This window comes from Amycolatopsis sp. NPDC059235, from assembly GCF_042754125.1.
Classification (GTDB): Bacteria; Actinomycetota; Actinomycetes; order Mycobacteriales; family Pseudonocardiaceae; genus Amycolatopsis; species Amycolatopsis albidoflava.
In genome coordinates this window covers 264,115-278,609 of the sequence record NZ_JBHZAG010000002.1, presented here as the reverse complement: position 1 = coordinate 278,609, position 14,495 = coordinate 264,115, and the positions used below count along the sequence as shown (strand labels likewise).

General features: G+C 70.5%; 16 protein-coding genes. 6 read left to right on the top strand and 10 right to left on the bottom strand.

Translation table 11 applies throughout. The features are described 5' to 3' along the window. Positions 1–87: 87 nt before the first annotated feature. Positions 88–855: a PIG-L deacetylase family protein gene (locus tag ACFXI3_RS02440; RefSeq protein WP_378397572.1), complete on the bottom strand. Its 768-nt coding sequence runs from the start codon at positions 853–855 to the stop codon at positions 88–90. 30 nt (positions 856–885) lie between these two features. Then, complete coding sequence (cobA, locus tag ACFXI3_RS02435) at positions 886–2,112, bottom strand: uroporphyrinogen-III C-methyltransferase (RefSeq protein ID WP_378397570.1); 1,227 nt, start codon at positions 2,110–2,112, stop codon at positions 886–888. Between the two features lie 243 nt (positions 2,113–2,355). Between cobA and ACFXI3_RS02430 the strand changes: the two genes are divergently transcribed. Beyond that, a complete protein-coding gene (locus tag ACFXI3_RS02430; RefSeq protein WP_378397569.1) occupies positions 2,356–3,498 on the top strand; it encodes an HAF repeat-containing protein in 1,143 nt (380 codons plus the stop codon). 77 nt (positions 3,499–3,575) lie between these two features. On the opposite strand, the gene ACFXI3_RS02425 is transcribed toward ACFXI3_RS02430, so the two are convergent. The 7 genes from ACFXI3_RS02425 to rpmB all read right to left on the bottom strand — a co-directional run bounded on the left by ACFXI3_RS02425 (position 3,576) and on the right by rpmB (position 8,755). Then, positions 3,576–4,589 (bottom strand): FG-GAP-like repeat-containing protein, encoded by a 1,014-nt coding sequence (locus ACFXI3_RS02425; protein WP_378397567.1) that lies wholly within the window; start codon positions 4,587–4,589, stop codon positions 3,576–3,578. A gap of 169 nt (positions 4,590–4,758) precedes the next feature. Beyond that, on the bottom strand, positions 4,759–6,651 hold the full coding sequence (locus tag ACFXI3_RS02420) for a hypothetical protein (protein ID WP_378397565.1): 1,893 nt from the start codon (positions 6,649–6,651) through the stop codon (positions 4,759–4,761). Then, on the bottom strand, positions 6,648–7,709 hold the full coding sequence (locus tag ACFXI3_RS02415) for an AAA family ATPase (protein WP_378397563.1): 1,062 nt from the start codon (positions 7,707–7,709) through the stop codon (positions 6,648–6,650). The genes ACFXI3_RS02420 and ACFXI3_RS02415 overlap by 4 nt, the downstream gene beginning before the upstream one ends. A 94-nt stretch (positions 7,710–7,803) precedes the next feature. Then, positions 7,804–8,049, bottom strand: a complete 246-nt coding sequence (rpsR, locus tag ACFXI3_RS02410) for a 30S ribosomal protein S18 (RefSeq protein ID WP_378397562.1) — start codon at positions 8,047–8,049, stop codon at positions 7,804–7,806. Continuing rightward, positions 8,046–8,351: a 30S ribosomal protein S14 gene (gene rpsN, locus ACFXI3_RS02405; protein ID WP_378397561.1), complete on the bottom strand. Its 306-nt coding sequence runs from the start codon at positions 8,349–8,351 to the stop codon at positions 8,046–8,048. The genes rpsR and rpsN overlap by 4 nt, the downstream gene beginning before the upstream one ends. Continuing rightward, positions 8,351–8,518, bottom strand: coding sequence for a 50S ribosomal protein L33 (rpmG, locus tag ACFXI3_RS02400; protein ID WP_116205050.1), 168 nt, complete (start codon positions 8,516–8,518; stop codon positions 8,351–8,353). The genes rpsN and rpmG overlap by 1 nt, the downstream gene beginning before the upstream one ends. Further along, positions 8,519–8,755, bottom strand: coding sequence for a 50S ribosomal protein L28 (gene rpmB, locus ACFXI3_RS02395; protein WP_344275921.1), 237 nt, complete (start codon positions 8,753–8,755; stop codon positions 8,519–8,521). Positions 8,756–8,833: 78 nt separating this feature from the next. On the opposite strand from rpmB, the gene mrf reads away from it, so the two are divergent. The 4 genes from mrf to ACFXI3_RS02375 are packed head-to-tail and all read left to right on the top strand — an operon-like array spanning position 8,834 to position 11,584. Continuing rightward, positions 8,834–10,075, top strand: coding sequence for a ribosome hibernation factor-recruiting GTPase MRF (mrf, locus tag ACFXI3_RS02390; RefSeq protein ID WP_378397560.1), 1,242 nt, complete (start codon positions 8,834–8,836; stop codon positions 10,073–10,075). Further along, a complete protein-coding gene (locus tag ACFXI3_RS02385; protein ID WP_378397559.1) occupies positions 10,072–10,335 on the top strand; it encodes a type B 50S ribosomal protein L31 in 264 nt (87 codons plus the stop codon). The genes mrf and ACFXI3_RS02385 overlap by 4 nt, the downstream gene beginning before the upstream one ends. Beyond that, positions 10,335–10,493 (top strand): 50S ribosomal protein L32, encoded by a 159-nt coding sequence (rpmF, locus tag ACFXI3_RS02380; protein ID WP_378397558.1) that lies wholly within the window; start codon positions 10,335–10,337, stop codon positions 10,491–10,493. The genes ACFXI3_RS02385 and rpmF overlap by 1 nt, the downstream gene beginning before the upstream one ends. Then, the gene (locus ACFXI3_RS02375) at positions 10,490–11,584 is read left to right on the top strand and encodes a GTP-binding protein (RefSeq protein ID WP_378397557.1); all 1,095 of its coding nucleotides are present in this window, start codon (positions 10,490–10,492) and stop codon (positions 11,582–11,584) included. The genes rpmF and ACFXI3_RS02375 overlap by 4 nt, the downstream gene beginning before the upstream one ends. Before the next feature lie 13 nt (positions 11,585–11,597). On the opposite strand, the gene ACFXI3_RS02370 is transcribed toward ACFXI3_RS02375, so the two are convergent. Further along, complete coding sequence (locus ACFXI3_RS02370; RefSeq protein ID WP_378397556.1) at positions 11,598–12,665, bottom strand: zinc-binding dehydrogenase; 1,068 nt, start codon at positions 12,663–12,665, stop codon at positions 11,598–11,600. Between the two features lie 141 nt (positions 12,666–12,806). Between ACFXI3_RS02370 and ACFXI3_RS02365 the strand changes: the two genes are divergently transcribed. Next, complete coding sequence (locus ACFXI3_RS02365; protein ID WP_378397555.1) at positions 12,807–14,495, top strand: MFS transporter; 1,689 nt, start codon at positions 12,807–12,809, stop codon at positions 14,493–14,495.

Below are 14,495 nucleotides of genomic sequence, written 5' to 3'. Positions count from 1 at the left end.
CTCACCCCCCCCCGTTCTCCATGTTCCTTCACGGCCACCTTGAGGGAATCTGATTCCCTCAAGGAGCCCTTCACGGACCTTCGCGGGTCACTCCTGGTCGGCGTCGGGGAACGCGGGCGGCGCCTGCAGGTCGTGGGCGCGGAACAGGACCGCGTGCTCGACGCCCATGTCCTTGCCGCTCATCGCCGCGAACTGCGGGATGAAGTCGCGCGGCGCGGGGTGATCCGGCAGCGCGGCCAGGTACGCGGCATGGGCTTCAAGCGAGGCGATGCCGCGCCGCAGCGGCTCGCCCGTGACGTCGACGCCGTGGGTCGCGCCGGAGCCGGCGAGCCCGGGGACGAGGTACCAGCGCGCTGAATGCGGTGCCAGGTCCTCGTCGTCGATCTGCTCCGGGAAGACCCACCGGTTGCCCGCGTCGCGGATCGCGTCGAGCGTTGCGAGCCCGGCGGCGCGGTGGTCGGCCTGGTCGAAGCCGTAGGGCGTCTCGACGTCAAACCCGCAGCCGAGCACGACGTCGGGCTTGAACCGGCGAATCTCGCGGCAGATGTCGCGGCGCAGGTCGAGACCGTAGACGAGCACGCCGTCCGGATGTTCGAGGACGGTCATCCGCTCGACGCCGACGGCCGCGCAGGCGTTGCGCTGCTCGGCGACGCGCAGCCGGGCCGTCTCCTCGGGCGGGTTCGGCATGCCTGCCTCGCCGCGGGTGAGCAGGAGGTACCCGACCTCGATGCCGCGCGCGGTCCAGCGGGCGACGGCCGCGGACGTGCCGTACTCCATGTCGTCGGGGTGCGCGACGACGCAGAGCACGCGCTGGAAGGACTCCTCGGGCAAGGCAGGCAGGCTCATACCGGACATCTTCGCGCGCGAATGACGCGCTGTCTGGCGTTATCCGGCCTCATTCCGGTCAAGTCCGGCGACCGGGCCGAACACAATCACGGCGGGCGGGCGCACGCCCGCGGCCGCCGCTTCGTCGGCCACCGTGGCCAGCGTCGAGCGCAGCACGCGCTGGGTCCGCATCGTCCCGTCCTCGATCACCGCGACCGGCGTGTCGCCCGGACGGCCGCCTTCAAGCAGGGCGGCGGCGAACTTCGGCAGCCGTTCGACGCCCATCATCAGCACGATCGTGCCGCGCATCCGGGCGAGCAGCGACCAGTCCACCAGCGACCGCTCGTCGCCCGGCGCGACGTGCCCGGACACGACGACCACCTCGTGCGCGACGCCGCGGTGCGTCACCGGGACGTCCGCCACCGCGGGCACCGCGAACGCCGAGGTGATGCCCGGAACCATGGTCACCGGAACGCCCGCTTCGGCGCACGCTTGGACCTCTTCGAACCCGCGCCCGAACAGGTACGGGTCGCCGCCCTTGAGCCGGACGACGAACTTGCCTTCCTTGGCTTTCTCGATGAGCGTCCGGTTGATCACGTCCTGGCTCGCCGCGCGGCCGTACGGGATCTTCGCCGCGTCGACGACCTCGACCTCCGGCGCGAGCTCGTCCAGCAGATCGCGCGGGCCGAGCCGGTCGACCACCACGACGTCGGCGCGCGACAGCAGCCGCCGGGCGCGCACGGTGATCAGGTCCGGGTCGCCGGGCCCGCCGCCGACCAGCGCGACGCCGGGCAGCGTGCCTTCCGGATGCGGCTGACGGCCGTCCTCGATCGTGCCCGCGTGCAGGCCGTCCAGCATCGAATCGCGGACCGCGGCCGAACGGAGCGGCTCGCCGCCGGACAGGACGCCGAACAGGAGGCCGCCGTGCCGTCCGGTCGCCGGGGTCACCGCCGAACCGGACTCGCCCTCGTCGGCGCGGACGCAGAAGACGCGTTCCCGCTCCGCCTCGGCGCAGATCTCGGCGTTGGTCTCCGGGCTGTTCGTGCAAGCCAGCGCGTACCAGGCGTCCCGCAGGTCGCCCTCGGTGTAGCGGCGCCGGTGCCAGACCAGCTCCCCCGCGTCCGCCATCCCCTGCACCGACGGCGTCGTGTGCGGCGACACCAGTTCGACGCGGGCGCCCGCGCTGATCAGCCGGGGCAGCCGGCGCTGGGCAACAGAACCGCCGCCGAAGACCACGACGCGGCGGCCGGTCAGGTTCAGGCCGGAAAGGTAGTGCGGGTCGTCCATGCGCGGAAGCATATGGGCGGGGGGCGGTCTCGCACGCCGGGCGTGGGTCATGCCACGCCGCTAGGCCGCCAGGGTTAACACGACGGCAAAAGTACGTCGGCTGTCCGCAGGCAAATCCGGCGCCACGGGAGTAATTCCGCGCGCGGGTCGTACCACTGCCGCGTCGGGAAACGACTGCTTGTCGCACAGTGCCAGATCAAACACTGCCGGATCGAACACCGCCGGATCAGATGGGGAGTCATGATGACCAGGAATGGTGCGACCAGACGAAGACGCGCGTGCTCGCTCGCCGCCGCCCTGCTCGTGTTCGCGGGCGCGACGACCGGGACCGCGCAGGCCGACCCCCTCGCGCCGACGGATCTCGCTCCGCTGCCCGGGGACGACCAGAGCTTGGCGCTGGCGGTCAACGAGGCGGGGACGGCGGTCGGCACCTCGTCGGCGGGCCGCGACCCGCGCGTCGACCACCCGGTCCGCTGGGACACCGCCGGGCACCCGACCGCGTTGCCGACGCCCGGTGCCGCCCAGGGGCAGGCGCGCGCCATCAACAGCCAGGGCGTCGCCGCCGGGTACGTGCTGACGCCGACCATCGCCATCCCCGCGCGCTGGGACGCCGCGGGCCAGGCGACCTTGATGTCGCTTCCGCCCGGCTACCACAACGCGATGGGCGAGAAGATCAGCGACACCGGTGTGGTCGTCGGGGAATGGCAGACGCCGGACGGCCTGCAGCACCCGTTCCGCTGGGACCCGGACGGCCAGGTCACCGACCTCGGCACGCTGCCCGGCGACACGTGGGCCATCGCCACCGGCATCTCTGCCGACGGCACCATCGTCTCGGGCCAGGACTCCAATCCGACGAAGGCGCACTCCGTGCGGTGGGTGAACGGCGGTCCGATCACGGACCTCGCGCCGACGGCGTGGTCCAGCGCGAACAACGTCATGAACCGGAACGGGACGATCGCCGGGCACCTGACCGACGTCGAGCACGGCAACTCCGCACCGGTGGCCTGGGACCGCGACGGGGTCGTGCGGCGCCTGCAATGGCCGAGCCCGCATCCGGTCTGGCTCAATCAGGTCAGCCCCACCGGGTACGTGACCGGCAGCGGCTATCTCTACCCGCCGGACCGGGATTCGGTGCTGTGGGATCCGGACGGAAACGTGTATCTCATCGACGGGGACGTCGCCGGGGTCGACTCGAACGGGAACGCGGTGGGGGCTTCGCAGAACCGCGCGACTGTTTGGTACGACAACGGGAACATCGTGCGGTTCGGGCTCCTGCCGGGCGGCAGCTACAGCAAGGGCGAGTGGATCACCGACAGCGGGTATGTGGTCGGGAATGCGGACACCACTGGCTACAAGATGCACGCGGTGGCTTGGAAACTCGGGTAGCGGCTGGTGGTTCCCAGCGGCGCGGGTGCATTATCGCGCCGCTGGGAACGGCCGGTTTCTTTGGACCGAGAAGACGGTTACACCGAACGCCGAACGGTCACCGTGTCGTCGTTCACCACGATCGCGTCCGCCCGACCGTCGCCGGTCACATCGGCGAAGAACGTGCCCCGCGAGCCGTAATAGGGGCCGCCGGTCCAATCCTCGTTGGGACTGAACGACGAACCCGTCGAGCGCCGCACCGTGACTGTGTCGTCATTCACCACGATCGCGTCCGCCCGGCCGTCACCGGTGACGTCGGCGAAGAACGTGCCTCGCGAGCCGTAGTATGCGCCGAAGGTCCAGTCTTCGTTGGGGCCGAACGAAGAGCCATTCGAACGGCGGACTGTCACGGTGTCGTCATTCACCACGATCGCGTCCGCCCGGCCATCGCCGGTGACGTCCGCGAAGAACGTGCCCCGCGAGCCGTAATAGGGGCCGCCGGTCCAATCTTCGTTCGGGCCGAACGAAGAGCCATTCGAGCGGCGCACCGTGACCCTGTCGTCGTTCACTACGATCGCGTCTGCTCGGCCATCGCCAGTTACGTCGGCGAAGAACGTGCCGCGAGAACCGTAATAAGCACCGCCGGTCCAATCTTCATTCGGCGTAAATGCCGAACCGTTCGAGCGGCGGACCGTGACTGTGTCATCGTTGACCACGATCGCATCCGCCCGGCCGTCACCCGTCACATCCGCGAAGAACGTGCCGCGAGAACCATAATAAGGTCCGCCGGTCCAATCCTCGTTGGGGCTGAACGACGAACCCGTCGAACGCCGGACCGTGAGCGTGTCGAAGTTGACGACAATCGCGTCCGCCCGGCCGTCGCCGGTCACGTCGGCGAAAAACGTGCCCAGCGAACCGTAATACGCACCGGACGTCCAATCCTCGTTCGGACCGAATCGTCCGGCGCCGATTCTTCGCGGGGCGGCCTGCGCAACCACCGTGCCCACCATTTCGGCGCTCACTGCCAGCAAGCCCGCCCCGGCCGCCGTGCGCAGAAAACGGCGGCGGGACACAGAATTCATCAAGGGTACGTTTTTCCCGTTGAGCGGCATTTCCACTCCCTTGCCTCGAAATCGCCGAGGAGATCGTCATGGGACACAGGGACGTGCACCGAACCGGAGAACTGCCTGCGAAGGCCTGGATCCATCCTCGACCCGCCGCACTCGCGCACGCAAGCGGCCACCTCACGCAGTGGCTTCAGCCGTTAGCGCGCAAGGCTTTTCATTCCACCCGGAAGACCGGACCGCGCGGCACGAACGGCAGCCGGGCGCCGCGCGGGACCAGGTACGCGTGCTCGCGAAGCGGGCGGACGTGGTCGCACTGCGCGTCGGTGATGATCAGGACCGGGCCGTCCGCCGGGAAATCCGGGGCGCGGCGCAGCAGGTCGACGCCGGGCTGCAGCCGCGTGCCCCCGCGGCCGCGGACCTTCACCCGGCCCGCGATGTCTTCCACCGCGAGGTATCCGGCGTCGTAGGCCGCCGCGTCGCAGAACACCACCCGGGCGGCCGGGACGTCGCGGGCCAGCGCGTACGACGCGATCGCGCCGAGCGCTTTCCCGAGCAGTTCCGCGTTCATCGAGCCGGACGTGTCCAGCACGACGCCGAAGGTCGCGCGGCGTTCGAGCTGCTCCGGAAAGACCCGGCCCGGGCGCGGGATGTCCGGCGTCGCCGATTGCCGGCGCGACGCCCGCACGTAGCTCCGCACCGGCTGCTCCGCCTGGACGTGCTCGTCGAACCACCGGGCGAGCTGCGCGTCCCAGGGCAGCGGCGGATGGTCCAGCGCGCGGATCTCCTGTTCCAGCCCGAGCGGCAGCAGACCGCGGCCCTGCGCGTGGTGGTAGACCAGCCCCTGGCTGAGCGCGCGGCGATAGAACTCGTCCAGATCGACGCCGCCGACCCGGTCGCCCTCGCGCCACGGCAGCGGCTTCGGTTCCGCCCGGCGCGAGGAGCGGCGGGCGGCGGCGTCCGGCTCGGACAGCCAGTCGCCCAGGACGTCGCCTGCCTCGCGACCGCCCAGCGTGCGCAGTTTGCGGGCGCGGCGAAGATCGGTGGTCAGCGTGTCGTACACCGATTCCGCGGACAGCGCGGCGAGCTGCGGATCGTGCAGGCCGTCGCTGGGCAGCTCGCCGACGCCGAGGGCGACCAGCCAGCCGTTGATCACGTAGTCGCACGCGACGTTCCACAGATACGGGTCGCGGCCGAGCGCGCGTCGGTCGTGCCGGAGCGCGGCGTGCAGCATCTCGTGGGCGAGCACGAACCGCCATTCCTCGGCGGTCAGCGAGGCGTTCGGGTTGACGTAGATCTCGCCGTGCTCGGCGTCGACCGCCGCGACCGAGATGTCCCAGGCGCGGACCACTTCGGGATCGACGACCAGGGTGAAACCGGCGGCCACCGCACCGAGCAGCGGGAACGACGACGCGAACCAGCCCAGCGCGCGGTCCCACTCCCCCGGGCTCCGATGGTGCCGGGTCTGGCCGCGCGCGTCGGCGGCCTGCTCCATCGCCTCGGCGGCCGACGCGATCAGGCCGCGCGCGAACCGCTCGGTCCACGGCTCGGATTTGCCGTAGTACTGCACGTCCCACCGGCTCGGCGGATCGGCGAGCGCCAGGCACGGCCGGTCGCCGCCGGTGCCCAGCGCACGGAAGACCTCCGGCACACCGGTTTCGCGCCACGCGCGGGCAAGGGAAAGCTCGTCGGTGCCCGGGAGTTCGGGCAGCAGCATCAGTGGAGCGCCGACCCGCACCGCCTCCGCGAACCGGTGCACCGCAACGCAACACGCCGCGCCGTAACTCGCCTCCACGCCCCGGTCGGCGGTGATCGCGTCCGCTTCGGCGAGCTGTTCCTCGTCCAGATGGCCGAGACCGAGATGCAGCAGCAGATGCGCGAATACCCACGCCCACTCGGCGGGTTCGGCGTCACGGGCGCGGTTCGCGGTGATCAGGCCGTTGTCGGCGACGACTGCCCAGGCCTCGGAGCCGGTCAGGCTGGTGCGGTCCAGGCCCGCGCCCTCCGCGAGCCGCTTCAGGACGGTGTTCGCGCGGACCAGCGCCCAGCCGGCGTCGATGGCCTTGTTCCGGCGTTCGCGAAGGCGCGCGTCGGTACGTGCCCCACTCATGCGCGAGCCGCCACAAGACGCGGCAGGTCACGCGCCGCCTCGACCAGGAACCAGGACGGCAGGCGCGGGTTGCCCGCCTCGTCGTCCGCGATCACTAGCTGCGCCATCTCCAGCGAGATCTCCGCCAGTTCGACCAGCAGGCTCTTCGCGCGGAAAGCGAACTGCCGCACCGCCGCCGACGCGTGCCGTTTGTCCGCGGGCAGGTCGCGGGCCAGCCGGACGCGGAACGTCTCGGCGAGGAAGTAGAGCAGGTCGCGTTCGTCCGGCTCGGCGGGCCAGCGCGCGTCGCCCTTGAGGATCGCTTCCAGGTCGAACGCGTGCCGGGCGACCTTCAGGTACGACCGGAACGCGCCGGCGTGCTGCGGGGTGAGCGTGGCGTACGCGAGCAGCCCGACGGTCTCGTCGTCGAGCGGATCGCCCGCCGAGTGCAGCAGGTCGGACAGCATGTGCCAGGACCGCGGCGTGGAGAACGGCTCCTCGGTCTTCGGCGGCTGGCTCCACAGGTGGTCCGGGCGCTGGGCCAGGTACTCGACCACCGCCGGGTGGATGCCGTTGCCCGCCGCCCAGGCGAGCCAGTCGCCCGCCGACGCGCGCAGGTGCAGGTGGACCAGGCGGTTCACCAGCGCCGAGGCCATCGGCCGGGCGAGCGCCTGGTCGGTGGCGCGGTTGCCGGCGCCGATCACCACCGAACCGGGCGGCAGCTCGTACGAGCCGATCCGGCGGTCGAGGATCAGCGAATAGAACGCCTTCTGCACGTCCGGCGACGCGGCGTTCAGTTCGTCCAGGAACAGGCAGTACGGCTCGTCTCGGGCGATCTGCTCGGGCGGGCAGAACCGGCTGCGGCCGTCGGCGATCTGCGGAACGCCGATGAGGTCCTCCGGCGCGAGCTGGGTGCCGAGCAGCGAGACGCACTCCAGGCCGAGCGCCGCCGCGAATTCCCGGACCAGCGAAGACTTCCCGATTCCGGGCGCGCCCCAGAGGAAGACCGGCCGGACGACGGCGGTCGTGAGCAGGATGTCGGGCAGCTGGGCAGGCGTGACAGTGAGCTGGGCGTGCAAGGCGTGGACCCCTCCGGTGCCGGGACATCCTGGTGCGACGCCCGTTTCGTACCGCTATGGTCGCGTGCCGTGCCCGCTGCCCGCATCCGGTTTTTCAGCTCCGCGCCGCCGCCGGGTACGGCAGCAGCGCCATCTCCCGCGCGTTCTTGATCGCGGTCGCCACCTGTTTCTGTTGCTGCGGCGTCAATCCGGTGACCCGGCGGGCCCGGATCTTGCCGCGGTCGGAGATGAATTTCCGCAGCAGGTCGACGTCCTTCCAGTCCACCCTGGTGATTCCGGCCGCGTGGATGGGGTTCGGGCGGCGGCGCGGCGTCCGGTCCGGTTTAGGCATGGCGCTCACCAGCTCGACTTCGAGACGCCGGGCAGCTCCCCGTTGTGCGCCATTTGCCGCATGCGCACCCGGGACAGGCCGAACTTCCGCAGGTATCCGCGCGGACGGCCGTCGGCGGCGTCGCGGTTGCGGATGCGCGTGCGGCTGGCATCGCGCGGCATGCGTTGCAGCGCAACGACTGCGTCGGCCTTCTCCTCCGAAGATGCCGACGGCGACGCGATCACCGCCTTGAGCGCGCGCCGGCGTTCGACATACCGCGCGGCGATCACCTTCCGCTGCTCGTTCTTCGCGATTTTCGACTTCTTCGCCATCAGCGCTCTTCCTTGAATTCGACGTGCTTGCGCGCCACCGGGTCGTATTTGCGCAGTACCATCCGGTCCGGATTGTTGCGGCGGTTCTTCTTCGTCACGTACGTGTAGCCGGTCCCCGCGGTCGACCGCAGCTTGATGATCGGCCGGATGTCAGTGCTTTTCGCCATTTAGAGCTTCACTCCCTTCGCCACGAGGTCGGCGACGACGGCGTCGATGCCGCGTTTGTCGATCGTCTTCATGCCCTTCGCCGACACCTTGAGCCGCACCGCGCGGCCGAGGCTCGGCACGTAGTAGCGGCGCGTCTGCAGGTTCGGCTCCCAGCGCCGCGAGGTGCGGCGGTGCGAATGCGAGACCTGCTTGCCGTAGCCCGGCTTGCGGCCGGTGACCTGGCACACGGCTGACACGGACCCTCCTAAGTTGATAGTGACATTCATGTTCAACTACGCTCGTCACCGTACCCCGCCCCGTCGTCTGGAGATCCAGTGCCCCCACGTCCGCGTGTCCCGCTCGTGCTCTGCAGCGGGATCGCCCGCACCGGCGACCTCGCCGCGCTCCTGCTCCGCGCCAGCCCCGGCACCGCCGTCGTCCACCACGACCTGCGCGACATCGGTTCCGGTGTCGTCCGCCGCCGGATCCGCCTGCGCGGCCGCGACGAGCTGACGCCGCTCGAACTCGCGCACGGCTGCGTCAACTGCACCCTGCGCGAGGACCTGCTTCCGCTGCTGCGCCGGCTGGCCCGGATGCCTCAGGTCGACCGCATCGTCGTGCGGCTCGACGAGGCGATGGAGCCGGAACCGGTGAGCTGGGCGATCCGCAACGTCCTGGTCGGCGACCGCCCGGTGAGCGACGACGTCGAACTCGAAGCGGTCTTCACCGTGCTCGACTGCGCGACCTGGCTCGCCGACGTCACCGGCGACGACCTGCTCGCCGAACGCGGCCTGCAGGGCAGCCCGGAAGACGAGCGGACAGTCGCGCAGGTCGCACTGTCCCAAGTGGAATCGGCGGACGTGCTCGTGCTCGCCGGAGCCGCGCCGGACGCCTGGTGCGCGGCCAAATCCTCAGCGGTGCTGGACCGGGTCGCGCCGTCCGTGCCCCGCGTCGAGCTGGCCCGCAGCGACGCCGCCGGGCTGTTCGCCGCGATCCCCGCCGACGCGCGCCGCGGCGAGGTCACCGACCTGCACGGCGCGTTGCTGCGCGGCGCCCCGCCGCTGCACCCGGACTGCGGCATCGAGTTGCTGCGGTTCACCGCGCAGCGCCCGTTCCATCCGGAACGGCTGCACGAGGCGATCGACCTGCTGCTCGACGGCGTGGTCCGCACCCGAGGCCGGGCCTGGGTCGCGAGCCAGCCGGACGTCGCGTTCTGGATCGAATCGGCGGGCGGCGGGCTCGGCATCGGGCACGCCGGGCCGTGGCTCGCCTCGCCGGACGGACCGGACTGGGCCGACGTCTCCCCCGAACGCCGCACGCTCGCCTCGCTGCGCTGGGACCCGGTGCACGGCGACCGCGCACAGGAACTGGTGATCGTCACCGATCAGGCCGCTCCGGCGGAGATCGAGAGCGCGTTGCAGGCAGCTCTGCTCACCGACGCCGAACTGGCCGAGGGCGAAGCGGCCTGGCGCGCGTACCCCGACCCGTTCGGGGACTGGCACGAAGACCCCTGCGAAGAAACCGAAGAACCCGACCGGCACGCGAACGCCGCCAACCAGAAGGACGAAACCCTGTGAAACCCGGCATCCACCCCGACTACCATCCGGTGGTCTTCAAGGACTCGTCGACCGGCGACGCGTTCCTGACCCGCTCCACCGCCATCTCGGACCGCACGATCGACTGGTCCGACGGGAACACCTACCCGCTCGTGGTGGTGGACATCAGCGCGTGGTCGCATCCGTTCTGGACCGGCACCCAGCGGATCCTCGATTCGGCCGGCCAAGTCGAGAAGTTCCACCGCCGCTACGGGCAGCGCCGGAGCGGGGGTGCGCGCTGATGGCCGTGCCGAAGCGGAAAATGTCGCGCAGCAACACCCGGTCCCGGCGCTCGCAGTGGAAGGCGGCGGCGCCGGACCTGGTGCCGATCGTCGTGGACGGCGAGCGGAAGCTGGTGCCGCGCAAGCTGATCAAGCACTTCCAGCGGTTTGAGCGGTGAGCGTCCCGGTCACTGTCCTTTCCGGATTCCTCGGCGCCGGGAAAACCACGCTGCTCAACCAGATCCTGGCCAACCGCGAGGGCCTGCGCGTCGCGGTGATCGTGAACGACATGAGCGAGGTCAACATCGACGCCGCGCTCGTGCGGGACAGCGTGTCGCGGACCGACGAGCGGCTGGTCGAGATGACCAACGGGTGCATTTGCTGCACCCTGCGCGAGGATCTGCTCGAGGAGGTCGCGCGGCTGTGCGGTGACGGGCGGTTCGACCATCTGCTCATCGAGTCCAGCGGGATCTCCGAGCCGATGCCGGTGGCCGCGACGTTCTCCTTCCCCGCCGACGACGGCACTCCGGTGCTGTCGTCGGCGCGGCTGGACACGATGGTCACCGTGGTGGACGCGGCGAACTTCGCCCGCGAACTGGCCCGCGGCGACAGCCTGGTCGAGCGCGGGCTGGACCAGTACGACGGCGACGAGCGGACGGTCAGCGACCTGCTGATGGACCAGGTCGAGTTCGCGGATGTGCTGCTGCTGAACAAGGTCGACCTGGTCACACCGTCCGAAAAGGACCGCCTGCTCGCGTCCCTGCGCCGCCTCAACCCGGCTGCCGACGTCGTGTCCGCGGAGTTCGGCCGGGTGCCGCTGACGCGGGTCTTCGGCACCGGCCGGTACGACGCCGAACGCGCGCAGCAAGCGCCGGGCTGGGTGGCCGAACTGAACGGCGACCACGTGCCGGAGACCGAGGAGTACGGCATCTCCAGCGCCGTGTTCCGCTCCGCGCGGGCATTCGATCCGGTGCGGTTGTGGGAGTTCGTCACCTCGCGGCTTGACTCCGGCGAGTTCGGCACGGTGCTGCGGTCGAAGGGGTTCTTCAGCCTCAGCACCCGGCCGGGCACACTCGGGTTGTGGTCACAAGCGGGCAGCGTCGCACGATTCGAACCGCAAGGAGTCGCCGACGAACCACGGCAGGAACTGGTGTTCATCGGCGTCGGACTTCAGCACGCCGCGCTGCTCGACGCGCTCGAAACCTGTCTGTCCGACGCCGCCGCGGCCGCGGACCCGTTTCCCGCGTGGGAACCGGTCCACGTCCACTGAGGACAGTTCCGGCTCACGGCCGCAACACCGTGAGCCGGAACCGCCCGCCCGTCTCAGCCGCGTGCGTCACCGCCTCCCCTACCGCGGACAACGCGAACTCGTCCACCTCGAACTGCGTCAAATCCAGCAGCCCGCACCGCGCCAGCGCGATCAGTTTCGGCACCGCGTCGCGCGGGTACATCCATCGCCCGCTCACTGTCACGCTGTTCAGCATCAGCCACGGATACGGCAACGCCACGTCGTCCCCGATCCCGCCCATCAGCACCACGCGGCCGAACTCCCGCACCGTCATCGCCGCTGCGCGCGCCGCAGTGACCGGAGCGGACGGTGGCAGCAGGTCCAGCACGAGGTCCACCGGTCCCGCCGCGGCTGAGTGCATTGCCGCGCGGTCCTCGTCTTCGTTGCCGGACAACCTAACAGTCCGGACCCGGTGGCCGAAGCGTCGTGCCAGATCGGCGAGCGCCGCTCGGTTCCGGCCCGGCGCGATCACCCGGCCCGCGCCCATCGCGATCGCCACGGCGACCGCCGCGCCGCCGTACGTGCCGGTCGCGCCGCTGATCAGCACCGTCTCCCCTGGCTGCAGTCCGCCGTCGAGGAGACCGCCGTAGGGCACCAGGCAAATCCCGAGCGCCGCCCACTGACCGGCGTCGGCCTCGTCAAGGGAGCCCAGCGGGGCCGCATTCTCCGTCGGCACCATGATCTGCTCGGCGAACCCGCCGTGCCGGAAATGGCGCTGCAATGCCAACCCACCGTCGCCGCGTGCCGTCAGGCCCTGCAGGACGACGTCGGGCGTCACCGCGTCGTCGCGGGAGCGGACGGTCGGGTCGCAGCGAACCCAGTCGCCGGGCCGGAGTTTCGTCGCGTCCGGACCGACCGAGCGCACGCGGCCGACCGCGCCGGTCCCCAGAATCGCGGGCAGGTCGAGCAGATACCGCCGCGCACCGCTGACCACTTCGGCGGTGTAATGCAGCACGGGAGCCGCGACGACGTCCACCACCACTTCCCCGGTGCCGGGCACCGGATCCGCGACCTCCTCGACCGACAACGAGCTCCCGAATTCCCTGAGCACAGCAGCTTTCACCGAGTTCTCCTTCGTCCGCCCCCGATCCTCGGCGAAGCGGACGAACGCAACCAGGAGCCTGTCGCTACCAGGATGGTTCGTCCGGGATACCCGTTTCGCACCAGTTGAACAGGCTAGGTTTATCAGTCTAGGCTGTCGATCGTGGCGGACCGGACGAGCGCAACCCAGACGCGGCACAGCGGGCGGTACAAGTGGGTAGCGCTCTCCAACACCACGCTCGGCGTGCTGATGTCGGCGCTCGACGGCTCGATCGTGATCATCTCGCTGCCCGCGATCTTCCGCGGCATCGGCCTGGACCCGCTGGCCCCGGCCAACATCGGCTATCTGCTGTGGATGATCCTCGGCTACCTGCTGGTGTCCGCGGTCTTGGTGGTGACGCTCGGGCGGCTCGGCGACATGTTCGGCCGGGTCCGGATGTACAACGTCGGGTTCGTGATCTTCAGCGTCGCCTCGGTGGCGCTGTCGTTCGACCCGTTCCACGCTGGCGGCGGCGCGCTGTGGCTGATCGGCTGGCGGGTGGTGCAGGCCGTCGGCGGCGCGATGCTCACCGCGAACTCCGCGGCGATCCTCACCGACGCGTTCCCGCGCGAACAGCGGGGAATGGCGTTGGGCGTCAACCAGATCACCGCGCTGGCCGGCCAGTTCCTCGGCCTCGTCGCGGGCGGGCTGCTGGCCGAACTCGACTGGCGCGCGGTGTTCTGGGTGAGCGTGCCGTTCGGCATTTTCGGCACCGTCTGGTCGCTCCGCAGCCTCCGCGAGATCAGCCGTCCGCAACGATCGAGGATTGACTGGGGCGGCAACGTCACCTTCGCGCTCGGCACCGCGATCGTCCTCGCCTCGATCACCTACGGCATCCAGCCCTACGGCGGCGCGGCAACCGGCTGGGGCAACCCGTGGGTGCTCGGCGGGCTCGGTGCCGGGATCGCGCTGCTCGCGGCGTTCTGCGTGATCGAGACCAGGGTGCCGTCGCCGATGTTCCAGCTGTCGCTGTTCCGCATCCGCGCCTTCACCGCAGGGAACCTCGCCGCGCTGCTCACCGCGATCGCGCGCGGCGGAATGCAATTCATGCTGATCATCTGGCTGCAGGGAATCTGGCTTCCCTTGCACGGCTACGACTACGAGCAAACCCCGCTATGGGCCGGGATCTACCTGCTGCCGCTCACCGCCGGGTTCCTGATCGCCGGTCCGGTCTCCGGCTTCCTCTCCGACCGCTTCGGCGCGCGGCTCTTCTCGACCGGCGGCCTGTTGCTGGTCGCCGGGTCTTTCCTCGGGCTGCTCGCCCTGCCGGTGGATTTCAGCTACCCGGCGTTCGCGGCGCTGCTCGTGCTGAGCGGAATCGGGCAGGGCATGTTCTCCGCGCCCAACACCTCCGCGATCATGAGCAGCGTGCCGGACCACCAGCGCGGCGTCGCGTCCGGGATGCGCTCGACGTTCCAGAATTCCGGGACGTCGCTGTCCATCGGCGTGTTCTTCTCGCTGATGATCGCCGGTCTGGCCGGCTCGCTGCCGTCGACGCTCACCGGCGGGCTGCAGGCGCACGGCGTCCCGGCGGACGTCGCCGCGAACATCGCCCAGCTGCCGCCGGTGAGCACCCTCTTCGCCGCGTTCCTGGGCAGCAACCCGGTGGCGCACCTGGTCGGGCCCGGGGTGCTCGGCCGGCTCTCCCCCGCCGATTCCGCCGCGCTGACCGGCAAAGAGTTCTTCCCGACCCTCATTTCCGGGCCGTTCCACGACGGACTGGTCACGGTGTTCGTCGCGGCCGCGGCGATGGCTCTGGTCGCCGCGCTGGCGTCGGCGTCGCGGGGGAAGCGGTACTTCCACCAGGACTAG